This window comes from Phaeobacter sp. CC-HEC084 (assembly GCF_059429255.1).
In genome coordinates, this window is sequence record NZ_JCAIJQ010000009.1 from 762,395 (window position 1) to 777,486 (window position 15,092).

11 protein-coding genes are annotated in these 15,092 nt (G+C 61.4%); 5 read left to right on the plus strand and 6 right to left on the minus strand.

Annotated elements, in window-relative coordinates; translation table 11 throughout:
* Positions 1-8 precede the first annotated feature (8 nt).
* Complete coding sequence (locus tag AC5SSZ_RS20835) at positions 9-1,580, minus strand: Hint domain-containing protein (RefSeq protein ID WP_369001194.1); 1,572 nt, start codon at positions 1,578-1,580, stop codon at positions 9-11.
* A gap of 364 nt (positions 1,581-1,944) precedes the next feature.
* On the opposite strand from AC5SSZ_RS20835, the gene dapE reads away from it, so the two are divergent.
* The 5 genes from dapE to AC5SSZ_RS20860 all read left to right on the plus strand — a co-directional run bounded on the left by dapE (position 1,945) and on the right by AC5SSZ_RS20860 (position 7,948).
* Positions 1,945-3,090 carry a succinyl-diaminopimelate desuccinylase gene (gene dapE, locus AC5SSZ_RS20840; protein ID WP_495439875.1) on the plus strand — a complete coding sequence of 382 codons (1,146 nt, stop codon included), beginning with the start codon at positions 1,945-1,947 and terminating at the stop codon, positions 3,088-3,090.
* On the plus strand, positions 3,087-3,512 hold the full coding sequence (locus AC5SSZ_RS20845; protein WP_065272168.1) for a GNAT family N-acetyltransferase: 426 nt from the start codon (positions 3,087-3,089) through the stop codon (positions 3,510-3,512). Before dapE ends, AC5SSZ_RS20845 begins: the two co-directional genes overlap by 4 nt.
* A 1-nt stretch (position 3,513) precedes the next feature.
* Entirely contained in the window at positions 3,514-4,134 is a 621-nt protein-coding gene (locus AC5SSZ_RS20850; protein ID WP_368948527.1) for a TIGR04282 family arsenosugar biosynthesis glycosyltransferase, read from the plus strand.
* Between the two features lie 50 nt (positions 4,135-4,184).
* Positions 4,185-6,470, plus strand: a complete 2,286-nt coding sequence (rnr, locus tag AC5SSZ_RS20855; RefSeq protein ID WP_495439878.1) for a ribonuclease R — start codon at positions 4,185-4,187, stop codon at positions 6,468-6,470.
* A gap of 131 nt (positions 6,471-6,601) precedes the next feature.
* Positions 6,602-7,948: a lytic murein transglycosylase gene (locus AC5SSZ_RS20860; protein WP_495439882.1), complete on the plus strand. Its 1,347-nt coding sequence runs from the start codon at positions 6,602-6,604 to the stop codon at positions 7,946-7,948.
* A 78-nt stretch (positions 7,949-8,026) separates the two neighbouring features.
* Here AC5SSZ_RS20860 and AC5SSZ_RS20865 read toward each other — a convergent pair whose 3' ends face one another.
* The 5 genes from AC5SSZ_RS20865 to AC5SSZ_RS20885 all read right to left on the minus strand — a co-directional run bounded on the left by AC5SSZ_RS20865 (position 8,027) and on the right by AC5SSZ_RS20885 (position 15,044).
* Entirely contained in the window at positions 8,027-9,202 is a 1,176-nt protein-coding gene (locus AC5SSZ_RS20865) for an ABC transporter permease (RefSeq protein ID WP_495439884.1), read from the minus strand.
* A gap of 5 nt (positions 9,203-9,207) precedes the next feature.
* On the minus strand, positions 9,208-10,887 hold the full coding sequence (locus AC5SSZ_RS20870; protein ID WP_274829393.1) for an ABC transporter permease: 1,680 nt from the start codon (positions 10,885-10,887) through the stop codon (positions 9,208-9,210).
* A 129-nt stretch (positions 10,888-11,016) separates the two neighbouring features.
* Complete coding sequence (locus AC5SSZ_RS20875) at positions 11,017-12,117, minus strand: extracellular solute-binding protein (RefSeq protein WP_065272162.1); 1,101 nt, start codon at positions 12,115-12,117, stop codon at positions 11,017-11,019.
* An 84-nt stretch (positions 12,118-12,201) separates the two neighbouring features.
* Entirely contained in the window at positions 12,202-13,302 is a 1,101-nt protein-coding gene (locus AC5SSZ_RS20880; RefSeq protein ID WP_274829392.1) for an ABC transporter ATP-binding protein, read from the minus strand.
* A 347-nt stretch (positions 13,303-13,649) separates the two neighbouring features.
* Positions 13,650-15,044, minus strand: coding sequence for an aspartate aminotransferase family protein (locus tag AC5SSZ_RS20885; RefSeq protein ID WP_274835466.1), 1,395 nt, complete (start codon positions 15,042-15,044; stop codon positions 13,650-13,652).
* Between the last annotated feature and the right edge of the window lie 48 nt (positions 15,045-15,092).

Here is a 15,092-nt window from a genome sequence, read left to right on the forward strand (position 1 = left end):
CTACTTGCTCAGCCGATCTGCATAGCCGACAACAAACGCCCCTCAGCCCCGGACAGGGCCCGCCGGGCCGCAGGTCCATAACCGGTGCCGGTTTCCGGGTCCAGCTCGGGGAACAGGGCGCAGATTTCATCCAGCACCCTCCGTTCGAACAGGTTCGGGGTTTCCGGACCGGGCAGGAAGCTTTCGCTGGGCAGGTCCTCAGAATAGATCACCTGATGGCGGTCGAACATCAGGTGGACATACTCCACCTCGCGGCAGGGAGAGGGCCGGACCGTTCTGTCATTGATCAGATCCCGCGCCGTCACCAGAACCTCGGGTTCGCCAAACAGCAGTTCCGCCGCAGCGCCGCGCACCAGCACCCGGTGCTGCGGAGAGACGGACAATGTCCGGTGCGCGCCAAAGCTGCCCGCAGCAATCCGTACCGGTGCCAATTCCCCGGTCCCGGCAACCCGGCGCGATCCGGTCCAGCGCACCGGCTGCGGCCCGTCATCGCGGGTCATGACCAGATCCCCGGGCATCAGGCTCTCGACCGGCACTTCGCCGCGCGGGGTGCGGATCAGCGTCCCTGCCACAAAGCAGGGGATCGAAGTCGCATTCACCACCCCGGTATCTGAATTGGTCCCATTGCTGACGGTATAGGTGAAGGTGAAATCCTCCACGTCGCCATCCCCGACCAAGGTCAGCGTGCCATCACCGTTCAGCTCGACCGTCTGTCCAGTGCTCAGCGTCACCAGCGATCCTGCTGTGACCGCGACACCATTCAGATGGGTAATGGTCAGCGTGCTGCCCGACACATTTGTATCGTTGGCCAGCACATCGATCGTCTTGCTGCCGTCGGCCTGCACGTGCGCCAGATCCGTCTGCGCCACCAGATCTGTCTGGATCGAATCCCCAGCGATCAGAAGGTTACTGTCGTATTTGTTGTCGCCCACATCGGCGATACCGATGCGCAGAGTGTTCACCTCATCCGGGTTGACCACCATCGTCAGCGTCATGGTGAGCGTCAGCCCGTCCATTTCGGTGTTATAGGCATCGCCGGTATTGTCGAGATAGAGGTTCTGATTGTTGGTAGAACTGACAGTGTCCGGGTTGGCGGTGTCGCTACCCACCTCCAACTGTACCTGTTCGCCATTGATCCAGACCGAGACCGAGTCTTGATAGATCGAATCCTGGTATTCTGGAAATTCCTCGGACGAAAAGATGAACTGCATCGTCATCACTTCGCCATCCGGAATGAAACTTACATCCAGATAGGAGGCATCATAGGTCCGCGCGCCAGCAGCCGCATTAAAGTCGGCGTTGTCGTTCTCACCGCTGGTATTGGTGGACTGGTTGGCCCGCTGGTTCGCCTCGCCGCTGGAATTGGTGTAGTCATCCGCGCGGCCCGTCGACAGGATCACCCCCGTATCGCCCGGCGTTGCACCGGGGGCTATTGTATCGCCGCCCGAGTAGATTGCAGAGGAACGACTGTCGCCGGAATAGCTCGCGCTGACCACCGTGACGCCGGTGCCAAAGATCTCTTCCGCCATCTGATCGGCAGACGCCGCCAGATTGTAGTTCAGTTCAGACGCTGCCACCATTGCCCTGCCCTCACTCATAACGATGAGACAGACCATCCGGCGCATTGAAACGCCTTTTCGGCGCCATGCGGGGTAAAGACCCTTCCGGGTCCTGTTTTCCGGGATGCAGTGGCCACATGGACCTGTACTGCGCGTTGGTGACCTGCCTCAGGTCTTCTTGGTTAATAGATTATTAACACGATTCTTTTTGCCTGTCCCCGCCTCTGAAGGGGGTACACAAAATGACCTTTTTTGCGCCACGTTTCGCCCCCTCTCCGCCCCTTCACAGTCCCATGACCTGCTCCCTTGGCGACCTTCTGGCGGTTTGCACCTTGCCGGGATCCACGCTAGGCCATGACAAACCGGAATTTCAGGAGCCCACCGCATGTCCCCGACCGATCCCGCCCGCCTGACCGCCGATCTGATCCGCTGCCCGTCGGTCACCCCTGAAGAGGGCGGCGCGCTGGAGCTGCTGGAACAGATTCTAAGCGCCGCAGGCTTTGACTGCGCCCGGGCAGACCGCGGCGGGATCAGCAATCTGTTTGCCCGCTGGGGTGCAAAAGGCCACGCCCGCACCTTTGGCTTCAACGGTCACACCGATGTGGTGCCCGTGGGCGATGAAGCGGCCTGGACCGTCGATCCTTTTGGCGCCGAGGAAAAAGACGGCATCCTTTATGGCCGGGGCGCCACCGACATGAAATCGGGCGTTGCCGCCTTTGCCGCTGCTGCCATCGATTTTGTGCAGACCACCCCGCCCGACGGCGCCGTCATCCTGACCATCACCGGCGATGAAGAAGGCGATGCGCTGGACGGCACCACCGCGCTGCTGGACTATATGCAGGAACAGGGGGAGGCCATGTCGGTCTGCCTGGTGGGAGAGCCCACCTGCCCCAAGACCATGGGCGAGATGATCAAGATCGGGCGCCGCGGATCGCTGTCGGCATGGTTCACCGTGACCGGCAAACAGGGCCATTCCGCCTATCCGCACCGGGCCAACAATCCGCTCAACGCCATGGCGCGGCTGATGGATCGTCTCGCCAGTCACGAGCTGGATCAGGGCACCGAGCATTTCGACGCCTCTACGCTCGCGGTTGTCACCATCGACACCGGCAACCCGGCGACCAACGTGATCCCGGCGCAAAGCCGCGCCACCGTGAACATCCGCTTCAACGATGCCCACAGCGGCGCCAGCCTGACGGAATGGCTGCGGGCAGAGGCCGACAAGGTCGAAGCCGAGTTTGGCACCACCATCGACATGCAGGTCAAGATTTCCGGCGAAAGCTTCATAACGCCGCCGGGCGCGCTCTCCGATCTGGTCTCAACCGCAGTGGCGGCGGAAACCGGTGTCACGCCGGAGCTGTCCACCACAGGCGGCACCTCGGACGCGCGCTTTGTCAAATCGCACTGCCCGGTGGTGGAGTTCGGCCTCGTGGGCAAGACCATGCATCAGGTGGATGAAAACGTTGAAATCGCGCAGATTCACCAGCTGAAAGCCATCTATTCCCGCATCCTGAAAGACTATTTCGCATGACGGCGCAGATTGCGGTCACCGAGGACCGCGAGGCCTGTTTTCGCCTGCGGTTCGACGTTTTCGTCACGGAACAGGGCGTACCTGTCGAGGAAGAGATCGACGCGCTGGATGATGTGGCAACCCATCTTCTGGCCACGCAGGATGGACAGCCCATCGGCACCGCCCGCATCGTCTTTGCCGGTGACACCGCCAAGATCGGGCGGGTTTGCGTCACACAGGCTGGCCGGGGAACCGGTCTGGGCAAGGCGCTGATCGAAAAGGCGGTGGAGATCGCCCGCCAGACACCCGGTATGTCCCGCGCCAAGCTGGGCGCCCAGCTGCACGCCCTCGGCTTTTATGAAAAGCTGGGCTTCACAGCCACCGGCCCCGTCTATGATGACGCCGGGATCGACCACCGTGATATGGTTCTGGACCTGAACTAAGATGAAACGCCAAACCCTTGTCATCATGATCAAGGAACCGCGCCCGGGCAGGGTCAAAACGCGGCTGGGACAGGGGATCGGCGTGATCCCCGCCACCTGGTGGTTCCGGCATCAATCGGCCCGGTTGATCCGATCCTTGCGCGATCCACGTTGGCAGATCGTTCTGGCGGTGGCCCCGGACCGGGCCGTCACCTCCCGCGTCTGGCCCGCTGATCTGCCGCGTCTGGCGCAGGGCGGCGGCGATCTGGGACAGCGCATGAAGCGGATGCTCATGGCGGCGTCCTCTGTCCCGGTCGATAGGCTGGGCCGCGCCCCGGTGCACGGTCCTGTCTGCCTGATCGGCGCCGACATTCCCGGCATCACCCGCGCCCATATCGCCCGTGCCTTTGCCGCGCTGGGGCACTCGGATGCGGTGTTCGGCCCAGCCACCGATGGCGGCTACTGGCTGGTCGGAGCAAAACACCCGGCCCGCCTGCCGCAAACCCTGTTTCAGAACGTGCGCTGGTCCAGCGAGCACGCGCTGGCCGATTCTGTCGCGACGCTTCCGGGATGGCGCATTGCGCAGACAGACATCTTGAACGACGTGGACACGGCAGCAGATCTGCGCCAAAGCCGCAGCTGACCCGATCTTTTCATCATGACCTTGTCTTCGGGTCATGATACGCGGGAGATATGACCCGTATCCCCTCCAAGGCCGAAATCCTCGACTGGATTTCCGCCCACCCGACCCAGAACTCGAAACGCGACATTGCCAAGGCCTTTGGCATCAAGGGGGCTGACCGTATCGACCTCAAGCGCGTATTGAAGGAACTGGAGGCCGAAGGGCACCTGGAGAAGCGCAGGAAAACCTACCGCGATCCAGAACAATTGCCGCCCGTCACCATCCTGACGGTCAAACGTCCGGACCGGGACGGCGATCTGTTTGGCCGCCCGATGGAATGGCACGGCGAAGGGGTGGAACCCATTATCCTGCTGATGCCGCGCGCCTCGGATCCCGCATTGGGGGAAGGCGACCGGATCCTGGCCCGGCTGACCGCCGTCAAAGGCGCGGATCACAATTACGAAGCCCGGCTGATCCGCCGTATCGGTACCAACCCCAAACGGGTGCTTGGCGTCTTTCGCACCGGTGCCGAAGGGGGCCGGATCGTTCCGATCGACAAATCCAGCTCGACCGAATGGAGCGTGGCGCCGGATGCAACGGGCGGCGCCAAGGATGGTGAACTGGTCGAGGCCGAACAGGCCGGTCCCAAGACCCGTCTGGGCCTGCCCCGCGCGCGCGTCGTCGAACGTCTGGGCGATCCATCGGCGCCCAAGGCGGTATCGCTGATCGCGATCCACCAGCACGGCATTCCTGACCAATTCCCCGATCAGGTGATGGCCGAGGCGGACGCCGCCAAACCCATTGGCCTGAAAGGACGCGAAGACCTGCGCGACCTGCCGCTGATCACCATCGACCCGGTGGATGCGCGGGACCGCGACGATGCCTGTTTCGCCGAGGCCGACACCGATCCCAAGAACCCCGGCGGCCATGTGATCTGGGTCGCGATTGCCGATGTGGCCGCCTATGTGCGCCCCGGCTCGGCGCTGGACCGAGAGGCGCGCAAACGGGGCAACTCCAGCTACTTCCCCGACCGCGTGGTGCCGATGCTGCCGGACCGGCTGTCGGGCGATCTGTGCTCGCTGCATGAAAACGTGCCGCGCGCCTCTGTGGTGGTGCGCATGCAGGTCGATGCGGAGGGCAACAAGATCGGCCATCGCTTCATGCGGGCGCTGATCAACTCCAGCGCCGCGCTCAGCTATCAGGAAGTGCAGGATGCCATGGACGGGCGCCCGAGCGAGAAGACCGCGCCCCTTCTGGAGGACGTGATCAAACCGCTTTATGCCGCCTATCGCGCCCTGACCAGGGCCCGCGCCGCGCGTCAGCCGCTGGATCTGGATCTGCCGGAACGGCGCATCGTGTTGGATGACGACGGACAGGTTGCCTCGGTCAATTTCCGTGACCGGCTGGAGGCGCACCGGCTGATCGAGGAATTCATGGTGCTTGCCAATGTCGCCGCCGCCGAGACCCTGATCAAGAAACGCACCCCGCTGGTGTTCCGCGTCCACGAAGAACCAGCGCCAGAGAAACTTGAGGCGCTGCGGGAAACCGCGCAGGCGGCAGGTCTGAACCTCGCCAAGGGACAGGTGCTGCAAACCCGGCATCTGAACGCGCTGCTCAATGCGGCGGCGGGCACGGACGATGCAGAGCTGATCAATATCTCGACCCTGCGATCGATGCAGCAGGCCTATTACAACCCTGAAAACTTTGGCCATTTCGGGTTGGCCCTTCGCAACTACGCGCATTTCACATCCCCCATCCGGCGTTATGCGGATCTGATCGTGCACCGGGCGCTGATTACCGCCCATGGCTGGGGGCCGGACAATGGCAAGGATGGTCTCACCCCCGATGAAATCGAGCGGCTGGACGACACCGCTACTCATATTTCCGAGACCGAGCGCCGCTCGATGATCGCGGAACGTGACACCACGGACCGCTATCTGGCGGCCTACCTGTCGGAACGGGTCGGCAATGAATTTACCGGCCGGATCAGCGGCATTGCTCGGTTCGGCGCCTTCGTGAAACTGGATGAAACCCATGCCGACGGGCTGGTGCCCGTGCGCACTATCGGACGCGAGTTCTTCCATTTCGATGCTGATGCCGGGACGCTGATGGGGGCCGATACCGGTCTCACGCTTGCCATCGGTCAGCGCGTCACCGTCAGGCTGACACAGGCCGCGCCGGTCACCGGCGGTTTGGAGCTGGAGCTGCTGTCGATTGAGGATCAGGCCCTGCCCAAAGGTGGCAGTGGGCGCGGACGACGCAGCCCGGCGGGCCGCACCGTCAAACGCAAGGCGGCAAAATCCAAACACAAGGCCGCCAAGACCAAGCGCAAGGTCGAACGCAAACGCCGCAAGTAAAACAGCCAATAGATCCGGCCTGCTACGCCGGTTCGGCGGCGCCTTGCGCGCCTGCCGATTGCACCCTTTTGCGATGGACCGGCAATGATTACATTCAAGCTGAGCAGACACTGAACCAAGGTAGTATTCCCATGCGGATCTGGATGAAGGCGGCAGCCCTTGCCGCGACCGGCGCAGTTGCAGCACAGGCCGGACCCGACGAATCGCTGCGCCCCCCTGAGCGCCCTGTCGAACGCGGCGCCACGGCGCCCGACGGCTCTTACCAGCTGGCGGCCGCGATCTCACTGCGCCCCCTGAGCCGCCCGAACGGGCTGGCACCGGGAATTGCCCAGGACGATCAGGTCGAACCGGTCGCCGCCAACAGTGGCTTTCAGGCCTGGATCAACGGCTTCCGACGCCGGGCTATGGCGCAGGGGATCTCCTCCTCAACACTGAACCGCGCCTTTCGCGGCGTGGAATATGACAACGACGTCATTCGCCGTGACCGCAACCAATCCGAATTCACCAAGACGATCTGGGAATACCTAGACAGTGCCGTCTCGGACTCTCGGGTCAAGAACGGCAAAAAGGCCCTGCGTGAACAGCGGCGGCGCCTGAACCGGATCGAAGCCACCTATGGCGTCGACAAGGAGGTCGTGGTCGCCGTCTGGGGTATGGAAAGCAACTATGGCAACCACCGCGGCAATATGAACGTGATTCAATCGCTGGCGACGCTGGCCTATGACGGTCGCCGCGGGCGGTTCTTTGAAAAGCAGCTGATCGCGGCGCTGAAGATCCTGCAATCGGGCGACGTCGCCCCGCGCAAGATGACCGGCAGCTGGGCCGGGGCCATGGGGCACACCCAGTTCATACCCACCTCCTATCTGGCCTATGCTGTGGATTTCACTGGCGATGGCAAACGCGACATCTGGTCGGAAGACCCCTCTGATGCGCTGGCCTCGACCGCCGCTTATCTGAAGCGGTTCGGCTGGGTCAAAGGCCAGCCCTGGGGCGTCGAAGTGCAGCTACCGCGCGGGTTCAACTATGGTCTGGCCAGCCGGTCGGTGAAGAAATCTCCCGCGGAATGGGCCCGGCTGGGTGTCGTTGGAACCAACGGGCGCGCCGTTCCCAACCATGGCACAGCCTCGATCCTGCTGCCCGCCGGCGGGAATGGCGCCGCCTTCATGATCTTCAAGAACTTCTCGGTCATCGAGCGCTATAACGCCGCCGATGCCTATGTGATCGGGGTGGGGCACCTGTCCGACCGCATCGCAGGCGGACCGGCGATCCAGGCGAAATGGCCGCGCGGGGACCGGTCGCTGAATTTCCGGGAACGCAAGGAGCTGCAGCAGCGCCTGTCGCGGGCCGGTTTCAACACCGGCGGCGTTGATGGGAAGATCGGCCCCAAGACGCTGGCCGCGATCCGCAGCTATCAGGCCTCCAAAGGTCTGATCCCGGATGGTTATGCCTCGCTCAAACTGCTGCGCCGCCTGCGCTGAGCCGCACCTCACGACAAGCAAAAGAAAAGGCCCCGCATCCTCTGCGGGGCCTTCTTTATATCAGCGTTCTGTGGCGTATCAGCCTGGGCTCATGCCGCGCAGACGTTCGGAGCGGCGACGCAGCAGTTCCAGCACCGTCAGCAGACAGATTGAGATCCCCACAAGGATGGTCGCAACCGCCAGAATGGTGGGCGAGATCTGCTCGCGCAGGCCGGTAAACATCTGCCACGGCAGAGTCTTCTGACCGGCGGAGCCGACAAAGAGCACCACGACCACCTCGTCAAAGGAGGTGATGAAGGCAAAGAGACCACCGGAAATCACACCGGGCAAAATCAGCGGCATCTGCACCCGGAAGAAGGTGGTCACCGGATCGGCGCCCATGTTCGCCGCAGCGCGCGTCAGCGAGCGGTCAAAGCCGACCAGTGTCGCGGTCACGGTGATGATCACGAAGGGAATGCCAAGCGCCGCGTGGGCCAGAACCACGCCGAAGTAGGTGCCCTGCATCCCGATGCGGCTATAGAAGAAATACATGCCCGCAGCCGAAATGATCAGCGGCACAATCATCGGAGAGATCAGGATCGCCATGATCGCGCGGCGGAAGGGCACGTGCGGCTGGCTTAGACCAATCGCCGCCAGGGTGCCGAAGCTGACCGACAGGATCGTCGCCATCGGCGCGATCTTGATCGAGTTCCACAGCGCCTGCTGCCAGTCATCATTGCTGAAGAAGTCCTTGTAGTGCTTCAACGAATAGCCAGCCGGATCAAAGCGCAGCATTTCCGGCGTGAAGGTGAAGAAGTTCTCGGCATTGAAGCTGAGCGGCATCACCACCAGGATCGGCGTGATCAGGAAGACGAAGATAACGCCGCAGATCACCCGGAAACTGTAATGCCACAGCACCTGACCGGGGGTCAGATAGGGCGGCAGATGCGCCCGGTAGCGCGAGGTCGCCAGCCAGAAGATGAACCAGCCCGCGAACCAGCCGAACAAGCCGCCCACCACCGCGGCGGGCAGCCCGCCGAACAGGTAGCCCAGCACCAGGAACAGCGCAAAGGTCGCCCAGCGCAGCGGTTTTTCCTTGTCGGTCATACCGGCAAAGACAAATCCAAGTGCACCCAGGATGGCGCCACCGACGAGGATCCCGATCAGGCCGGTAGCCTGAGCGGTGCCCACGAAGAGACCAAAGAAGGCTCCGGCGCCAGCTGCCACGGCAGCGGTGAAACCGGGGGTTTGATTTGTAACAGGAGTCAATGCCATGTCGATTATCCCAGTTTCACGTTGTCGATGCCGACGATCTTGTCATAGGCCCAGTAGAGCACCAGAACGACGACCAGAAGGATCGCGCCAAGTGCAGCCGCGAGGCCCCAGTTCAGCGAAGACGAGATGTGATAGGCGATCCGGTTCGAGATGAAGACACCCTTGGTGCCGCCGACGATTTCCGGGGTGATGTAGTAGCCGATGGCCAGAATGAAGACGAGGATCGACCCCGCGCCGATACCGGGCACCGACTGCGGGAAATAGACCCGCCAGAAGGCTGTCCAGTTGGTGGCGCCCAGCGACTTCGCCGCGCGCAGGTAGGATGGGTTGATCGTCTGCATCACCGAATACATCGGCAGGATCATGAAGGGCAGCAGAATGTGGGTCATCGCCACGATGGTACCGAACTGGTTGTTGATCATCACCAGCCGGGCGTCATCCGCCACAAGCCCCAGCCAGACCAGCACGTCGTTGATGACGCCCTGTTGCTGCAGCATCACCTTCCACGCCGATGTCCGCACCAGAAGCGAGGTCCAGAAAGGCAGCAGCACCAGGATCATCAGCAAGTTAGCCGAGCGTGTCGGCAGGTTCGCAAGGATCCAGGCCACCGGGTACCCTAGCAGAATACAGGAACCCGTGATCACCAGAGACATGAACATCGTACGCTTGAGCAGCGTGATATAGATCTGCTGGTTCTCGGGGCGCGCTTCGGCGCCATCCGGGCCTTTCTGCATGTCGATGGAGTTCAGGAAATAGCCGCTGGTATATTTCGGGCTGTAGGTCTGGATCGTGCGCCAGTTGTCGACGTCGCCCCAGTCTTCGTCGATGTCGAGGAAGGCTGCCTTGAAGGAAATCGGCTCCAAATCGGCCAGTGCTGCGCCCGCGGCCTGAAGTTCAGCCGCGCCGGGGCCGCTGTAGCTGGCCAGTTTTTCTGCGCCACCGGGGGCCTGCACTTCGGTGGCAAAGGCCACGAAAACGCTTTCCCAGGGATCTTCTTCGGCCACGACATCCTGATCGATGATCGCCGTGAACAGCGCGAAATCGGTATAGGCGGTCGCCATGCGCGGGAAGAGTTCGGAAATCTCGGCACCGGGCACAAAGCCGATATCGGCCGGGAAAACCTCATCCGTGAGATTGCGCATCTTTTCGCGCTGTGCGGTCAGCAGATCGGAATTGCCCGCCGCGCCACTGCCGCCGGTCATGATTTCGAACCAGAGCGCCTCATCCTTGAGGGCGCGATCGGCAGCGCGTTCGATGGCTTTGACGTGGTCCTTGCCAATGTCGTCGACCTTGCGGCCGCTGCTGCGGAACAGGGAGGAAATACCGGTCTGTTCATAGTTCAGGCGGGTGCCGAGCTTGGTATGCTCCTTGGCCTCTGCCGCCACAAATAGATCGTAATATAGCTCTTCATATACCGCGTCGCCGGGGGCTTCACCGCTTTTGGCGTCCCAGTCGGCAAGGGTGACCACGGTCTTGGGAAGCGTGTCCGAAACGATCCGGTTCTCGACCGAGCGGAACAGCATGTCGCCGATCGGGAGAATGAAGGTCAGAAGGATGAAGAGCAGAAGCGGTGCGATCAGCATCAGCGCACGCATCTTTTGCATTCTCAGGGCGCGGGCCAGGCTGCGCTTCAATGGCGTGCCGTCAGCCGCCAGAACCGGGCCGGATTGGGTGGTGTCGCTCATATCTATCCCTGTGTTTTGCCCGCTGTATCGCCCGCGGGTTTTGCTCTTCCGGTCGTTCAGATGCGACCTGATACGAAGAGTGGGTGCCAGAGAGCGCCGGGCGCTCTCTGGCTAGATCATCAGACCGGCTTACTTGGCCAGCCACGCCTGGAATTTGGCGTCGATGTCGTCGCGGTAGTCAGCCCAGAACTCGTAGTTGTAGAGGAACGTGTTCTTAGCGTTTGCCGGATCGGTCGGCATGTGCGGCGCCATGTCGATGCCCAGTTCGGCGTGCTTGCCAACCAGCGGAGCGGAGGACGCACGGGCCGGACCGTAGGAGATGTACTTGGCCTGGTCCGCCAGACGCTGGGTGTCGGTTGCGAACATGATGTAGTCCAGCGCGCGGGCTTTACGCTCGTCGGACAGACCTGCCGGAATGATCCAACCGTCCAGGTCGAACACCTGCGCGTCCCACATCATGGCGACGGGCTGCTTCTGCTCTTCGATGACCGAGAACAGACGACCGTTGTAGGTGGAGCCCATCACGACTTCGCCGTCAGCCAGCAGTTGCGGAGTGTCGGCGCCAGCAGACCACCAGATTACGCTGTCCTTGATGGTGTCGAGCTTGGCCAGAGCCTGCTCTTGACCTTCTTCGGTCTCCAGCACGTCATAGACTTCATCCTTTGCAACGCCGTCGCAGAGCAGAGCCCATTCCATGTTGTTGATCGGACGCTTCTCCAGCGCGCGCTTGCCCGGATAGGCTTCCAGGTCGAAGACGTCGCAGATGTCATCCGGAGGCGTATCGCCTACCATGTCGGTGCGGTAGCCGAAGGTGGTCGAGTAAACGATCTGCGGGATGAAGCAGTCGGAGACCAGCAGTTCGCCGAAGTCTTCGGAGGCCGGGGTGCCATCGGGTGCCGCAGCCAACTGCTCGTCCGCGTCGATTTCCATCGCCAGACCTTCGTCGCACAGACGCATCGCGTCCGCAGCAACCACGTCAACCACGTCCCAGGTCACGTTGCCCGCTTCGTTCATCGCGCGCAGCTTCGCAACCGCTTCGGCCGAGCTTTCGTCGTTGATGATCTTGACGCCAGTCTTTTCAGCATAGGGCTCGTGATAAGCCTTCAGCTGGGAGTTCGAATATGCGCCACCCCAGGACACGATGGTCATCTCGTCTGCCATTTCTGCGAACGCCATCGGCGCGCAGAGCGCCGTCGTGGCGGCAAGGGCTGTCAGTTTGGTGAGTTTCATAAACACTCTCTCCTTGTTGATCTTGAATTTAACTGTGATCCCCCGGTCACTTGGCCGCCGGGGGTTTCAAAGCGCGCGCCGTCGTCAGGCGTCCAGCGCGCGGCAGTCTTCGGGCAGCCAGCCGATTTCAATCTGCTGGCCCGGCTTCAGGCGAACCTGGTCCGGTGCGTTCCGTGTCTTGATAATGAATTCGTCATTTCCCGCCACCCGCAGACGGGTACGGAAGATGTCACCCATGTAGATGAATTCCAGCACTTCGGCCTTCAGGGTGTGGGCGCCTTCCTGCAGGCGTTCCTTGTTGTATTCGACCCGCTCGGGGCGGATGGAAACGCGGGTGCGCTCGCCGGGCTGGGACACGTTGATCGGCTTACAGTCGATCAATTCGCCACCATCCAGCTGCACCAGAGCAAGACCGTTGTTGATCTCTTTCACGGTGCCTTCAAGGGTGTTGTTCTCACCGATGAACTGCGCGACGAAGCTGTTTTCCGGCTCTTCATAAAGCTGATCCGGCGGCGCCAGCTGCTGAATACGGCCATCGTCGAACACAGCAACGCGGTCCGACATGGTCAGCGCTTCGGTCTGGTCGTGGGTCACATAGACCACGGTAATGCCCAGACGGTGGGCAAGATCGGTGATCTCGAACTGCATCTTTTCGCGCAGCTGTTTGTCCAACGCGCCCAGCGGTTCGTCCATCAGAACCAGTTCGGGTTCGAACACCAGCGCGCGTGCCAGAGCGACCCGCTGCTGCTGACCACCCGAAAGCTGCGCAGGGCGGCGGCCGCCAAAGGCGCCCATTTCCACCATGTCCAGCGCGCGCTTGACCTTCTCTTCACGCTCGGACTTGCCCATCTTGCGGACTTCCAGCGGAAAGCTGAGGTTCTCGGCGATGGTCATATGCGGGAACAGCGCATAGTTCTGGAACACCATGCCGATGCCACGCTTGTGCGGCGGAATGTTGTTGATCGAAACACCGCCCAGACGGATATCCCCGTGGGTGGCGGTTTCAAATCCGGCAAGCATCATAAGGCAAGTTGTCTTGCCAGAGCCAGACGGCCCAAGCATTGTCAGAAACTCACCTTTAGGCATCACCAGGTTAAGGTCTTTGACGACGAGCGTTTCGCCATCATAACTCTTTTGGACACGTTCGAATTCAACGAACGCATCACTGTTTGACGCATCAGCCAAAACAGGCTCCCCGTGTTAATTTGGCAGTTTGGTCTGCACTCGTTGCACTGATGTAAACATACCCACCATGGTGGATGCAACCGGATCGTCCTTTCAGTGCTTGAAACTAGCTTAGGGACTAGCTTTCAGCGGATCGGACCGATTGCGACCGCAAAAGCAGAATTTGCGGCATATTTTAAATGATCATACAGGAGAATCCTCTGCCACGGGCTCCCTTTCACGAAAATGTGCAAGAAAAGGCCCTGCGCCGGGAAGATCCTTTGATTCCGGCGCAGGGCCTGTTTTTCAGGCAAATAATGCATGCCAAACACCGCTTTCCTGCCGAAATTCGGTGTTTGCGCTTAAGTTCAGGCGCTGTGCAGCAGGTCCTGCTCTTTCAGTGCGGCATAGCATTCGTCCAGCGACAGGCGAGCTCGTTCGATCAGGGTATCGATCTCGGCCGGGGTCATGACCAGCGGAGGAGAGATAATCATCCGGTCGCCCACATGGCGCATGATCAAATTATTGGCAAAGCACCGTTCGCGGCAGATATAGCCCACCGTTCCGGCAGGTGCAGCAAAGGCAGCCCGCGCTTCTTTGTTCGGTGTCAGCGCGATTGAGCCCATCATGCCAACGATCTTGGCCTCACCCACCAGCGGGTGATCAATCAGCGCCTCCCACTTCTCTTTCAGATAGGGCGCAGCCACATCCTGCACGTGACCAACCACGTTTTCCTCTTCGAGAATGCGCAGGTTTTCCAGCGCCACCGCCGAGGACACCGGGTGCCCGGAATAGGTATAGCCGTGGTTGAATTCGTCGCTCGCGATCACGGCGGCGACCTCATCTGACACCACCGAGCCGCCGATCGGCGCATAGCCCGAACTCAGCCCCTTGGCGATGGTCATGATGTCCGGGCGGATGCCCATGGTCTGGCTGCCAAACCAGTTGCCGGTGCGGCCAAAGCCACAGATCACCTCATCCGCGATCAGCAGGATCTCGTATTTATCGCAGATGCGCTGAATTTCCGGCCAGTAGGTTTCCGGGGGCACAATAACGCCGCCCGCACCCTGAACTGGTTCTGCGATAAAGGCTGCGACGCGGTCTTCGCCCAGTTCCAGAATCGCCTGTTCCAGTTCCTGCGCGCGCTGCAGGCCGAACTCTTCGGGGGAGGTGTCACCACCCTCGGCCCACCAATGCGGCTGGTTGATATGGTGAATATCCGGGATCGGCAGGCCGCCCTGTTCATGCATCGCCGACATCCCGCCCAGGCTGCCGCTGCCAACCGAAGAGCCGTGATAGGCGTTCTTGCGGCTGATGATGATGGATTTGGTCGGTTTGCCCTTCAGCGCCCAGTAGTGACGCACCATGCGGATGTTGGTGTCATTCGCCTCAGATCCCGACCCGGCAAAGAATACATGGTTCAGATCACCGGGCGCCAGTTCCGCAATCTTGTTGGCCAGAGCGATGACCGGCACATGCGAGGTCTGGAAGAAGGTATTGTAATAAGGCAGCTCGCGCATCTGGCGCGCGGCGACATCGGCCAGCTCGTCACGGCCATAGCCGATGTTGACGCACCACAGGCCCGCCATCGCGTCGAGGATCTCGTTGCCTTCACTATCGGTCAGCGTGACACCGCTCGCGCGGGTGATGATCCGGGCGCCTTTTTCCGCCAGTTCACCGTTGGCGGTGAAGGGATGCATGTGGTGCGCGGCGTCCAGGGCCTGCAATTCGGCCGTCGGCATGTGGTTGGTGATCGCATTCATGGGAGTCGCTCCAAAAATAAGAGATTGGCCCCAGAATATGATCAAATT

Excerpts from the sequence above, each read along its gene's own strand:
- AC5SSZ_RS20845 (WP_065272168.1), top strand. The coding sequence starts at position 3,087 with ATGACGGCGCAGATTGCGGTCACCGAGGACCGCGAGGCCTGTTTTCGC.
- AC5SSZ_RS20850 (WP_368948527.1), top strand. The coding sequence starts at position 3,514 with ATGAAACGCCAAACCCTTGTCATCATGATCAAGGAACCGCGCCCGGGC.
- rnr (WP_495439878.1), top strand. The coding sequence starts at position 4,185 with ATGACCCGTATCCCCTCCAAGGCCGAAATCCTCGACTGGATTTCCGCC.
- AC5SSZ_RS20885 (WP_274835466.1), bottom strand. The coding sequence starts at position 15,044 with ATGAATGCGATCACCAACCACATGCCGACGGCCGAATTGCAGGCCCTG.
- AC5SSZ_RS20870 (WP_274829393.1), bottom strand. The coding sequence starts at position 10,887 with ATGAGCGACACCACCCAATCCGGCCCGGTTCTGGCGGCTGACGGCACG.
- AC5SSZ_RS20875 (WP_065272162.1), bottom strand. The coding sequence starts at position 12,117 with ATGAAACTCACCAAACTGACAGCCCTTGCCGCCACGACGGCGCTCTGC.
- AC5SSZ_RS20865 (WP_495439884.1), bottom strand. The coding sequence starts at position 9,202 with ATGGCATTGACTCCTGTTACAAATCAAACCCCCGGTTTCACCGCTGCC.
- AC5SSZ_RS20835 (WP_369001194.1), bottom strand. The coding sequence starts at position 1,580 with ATGGTGGCAGCGTCTGAACTGAACTACAATCTGGCGGCGTCTGCCGAT.
- dapE (WP_495439875.1), top strand. The coding sequence starts at position 1,945 with ATGTCCCCGACCGATCCCGCCCGCCTGACCGCCGATCTGATCCGCTGC.
- AC5SSZ_RS20860 (WP_495439882.1), top strand. The coding sequence starts at position 6,602 with ATGCGGATCTGGATGAAGGCGGCAGCCCTTGCCGCGACCGGCGCAGTT.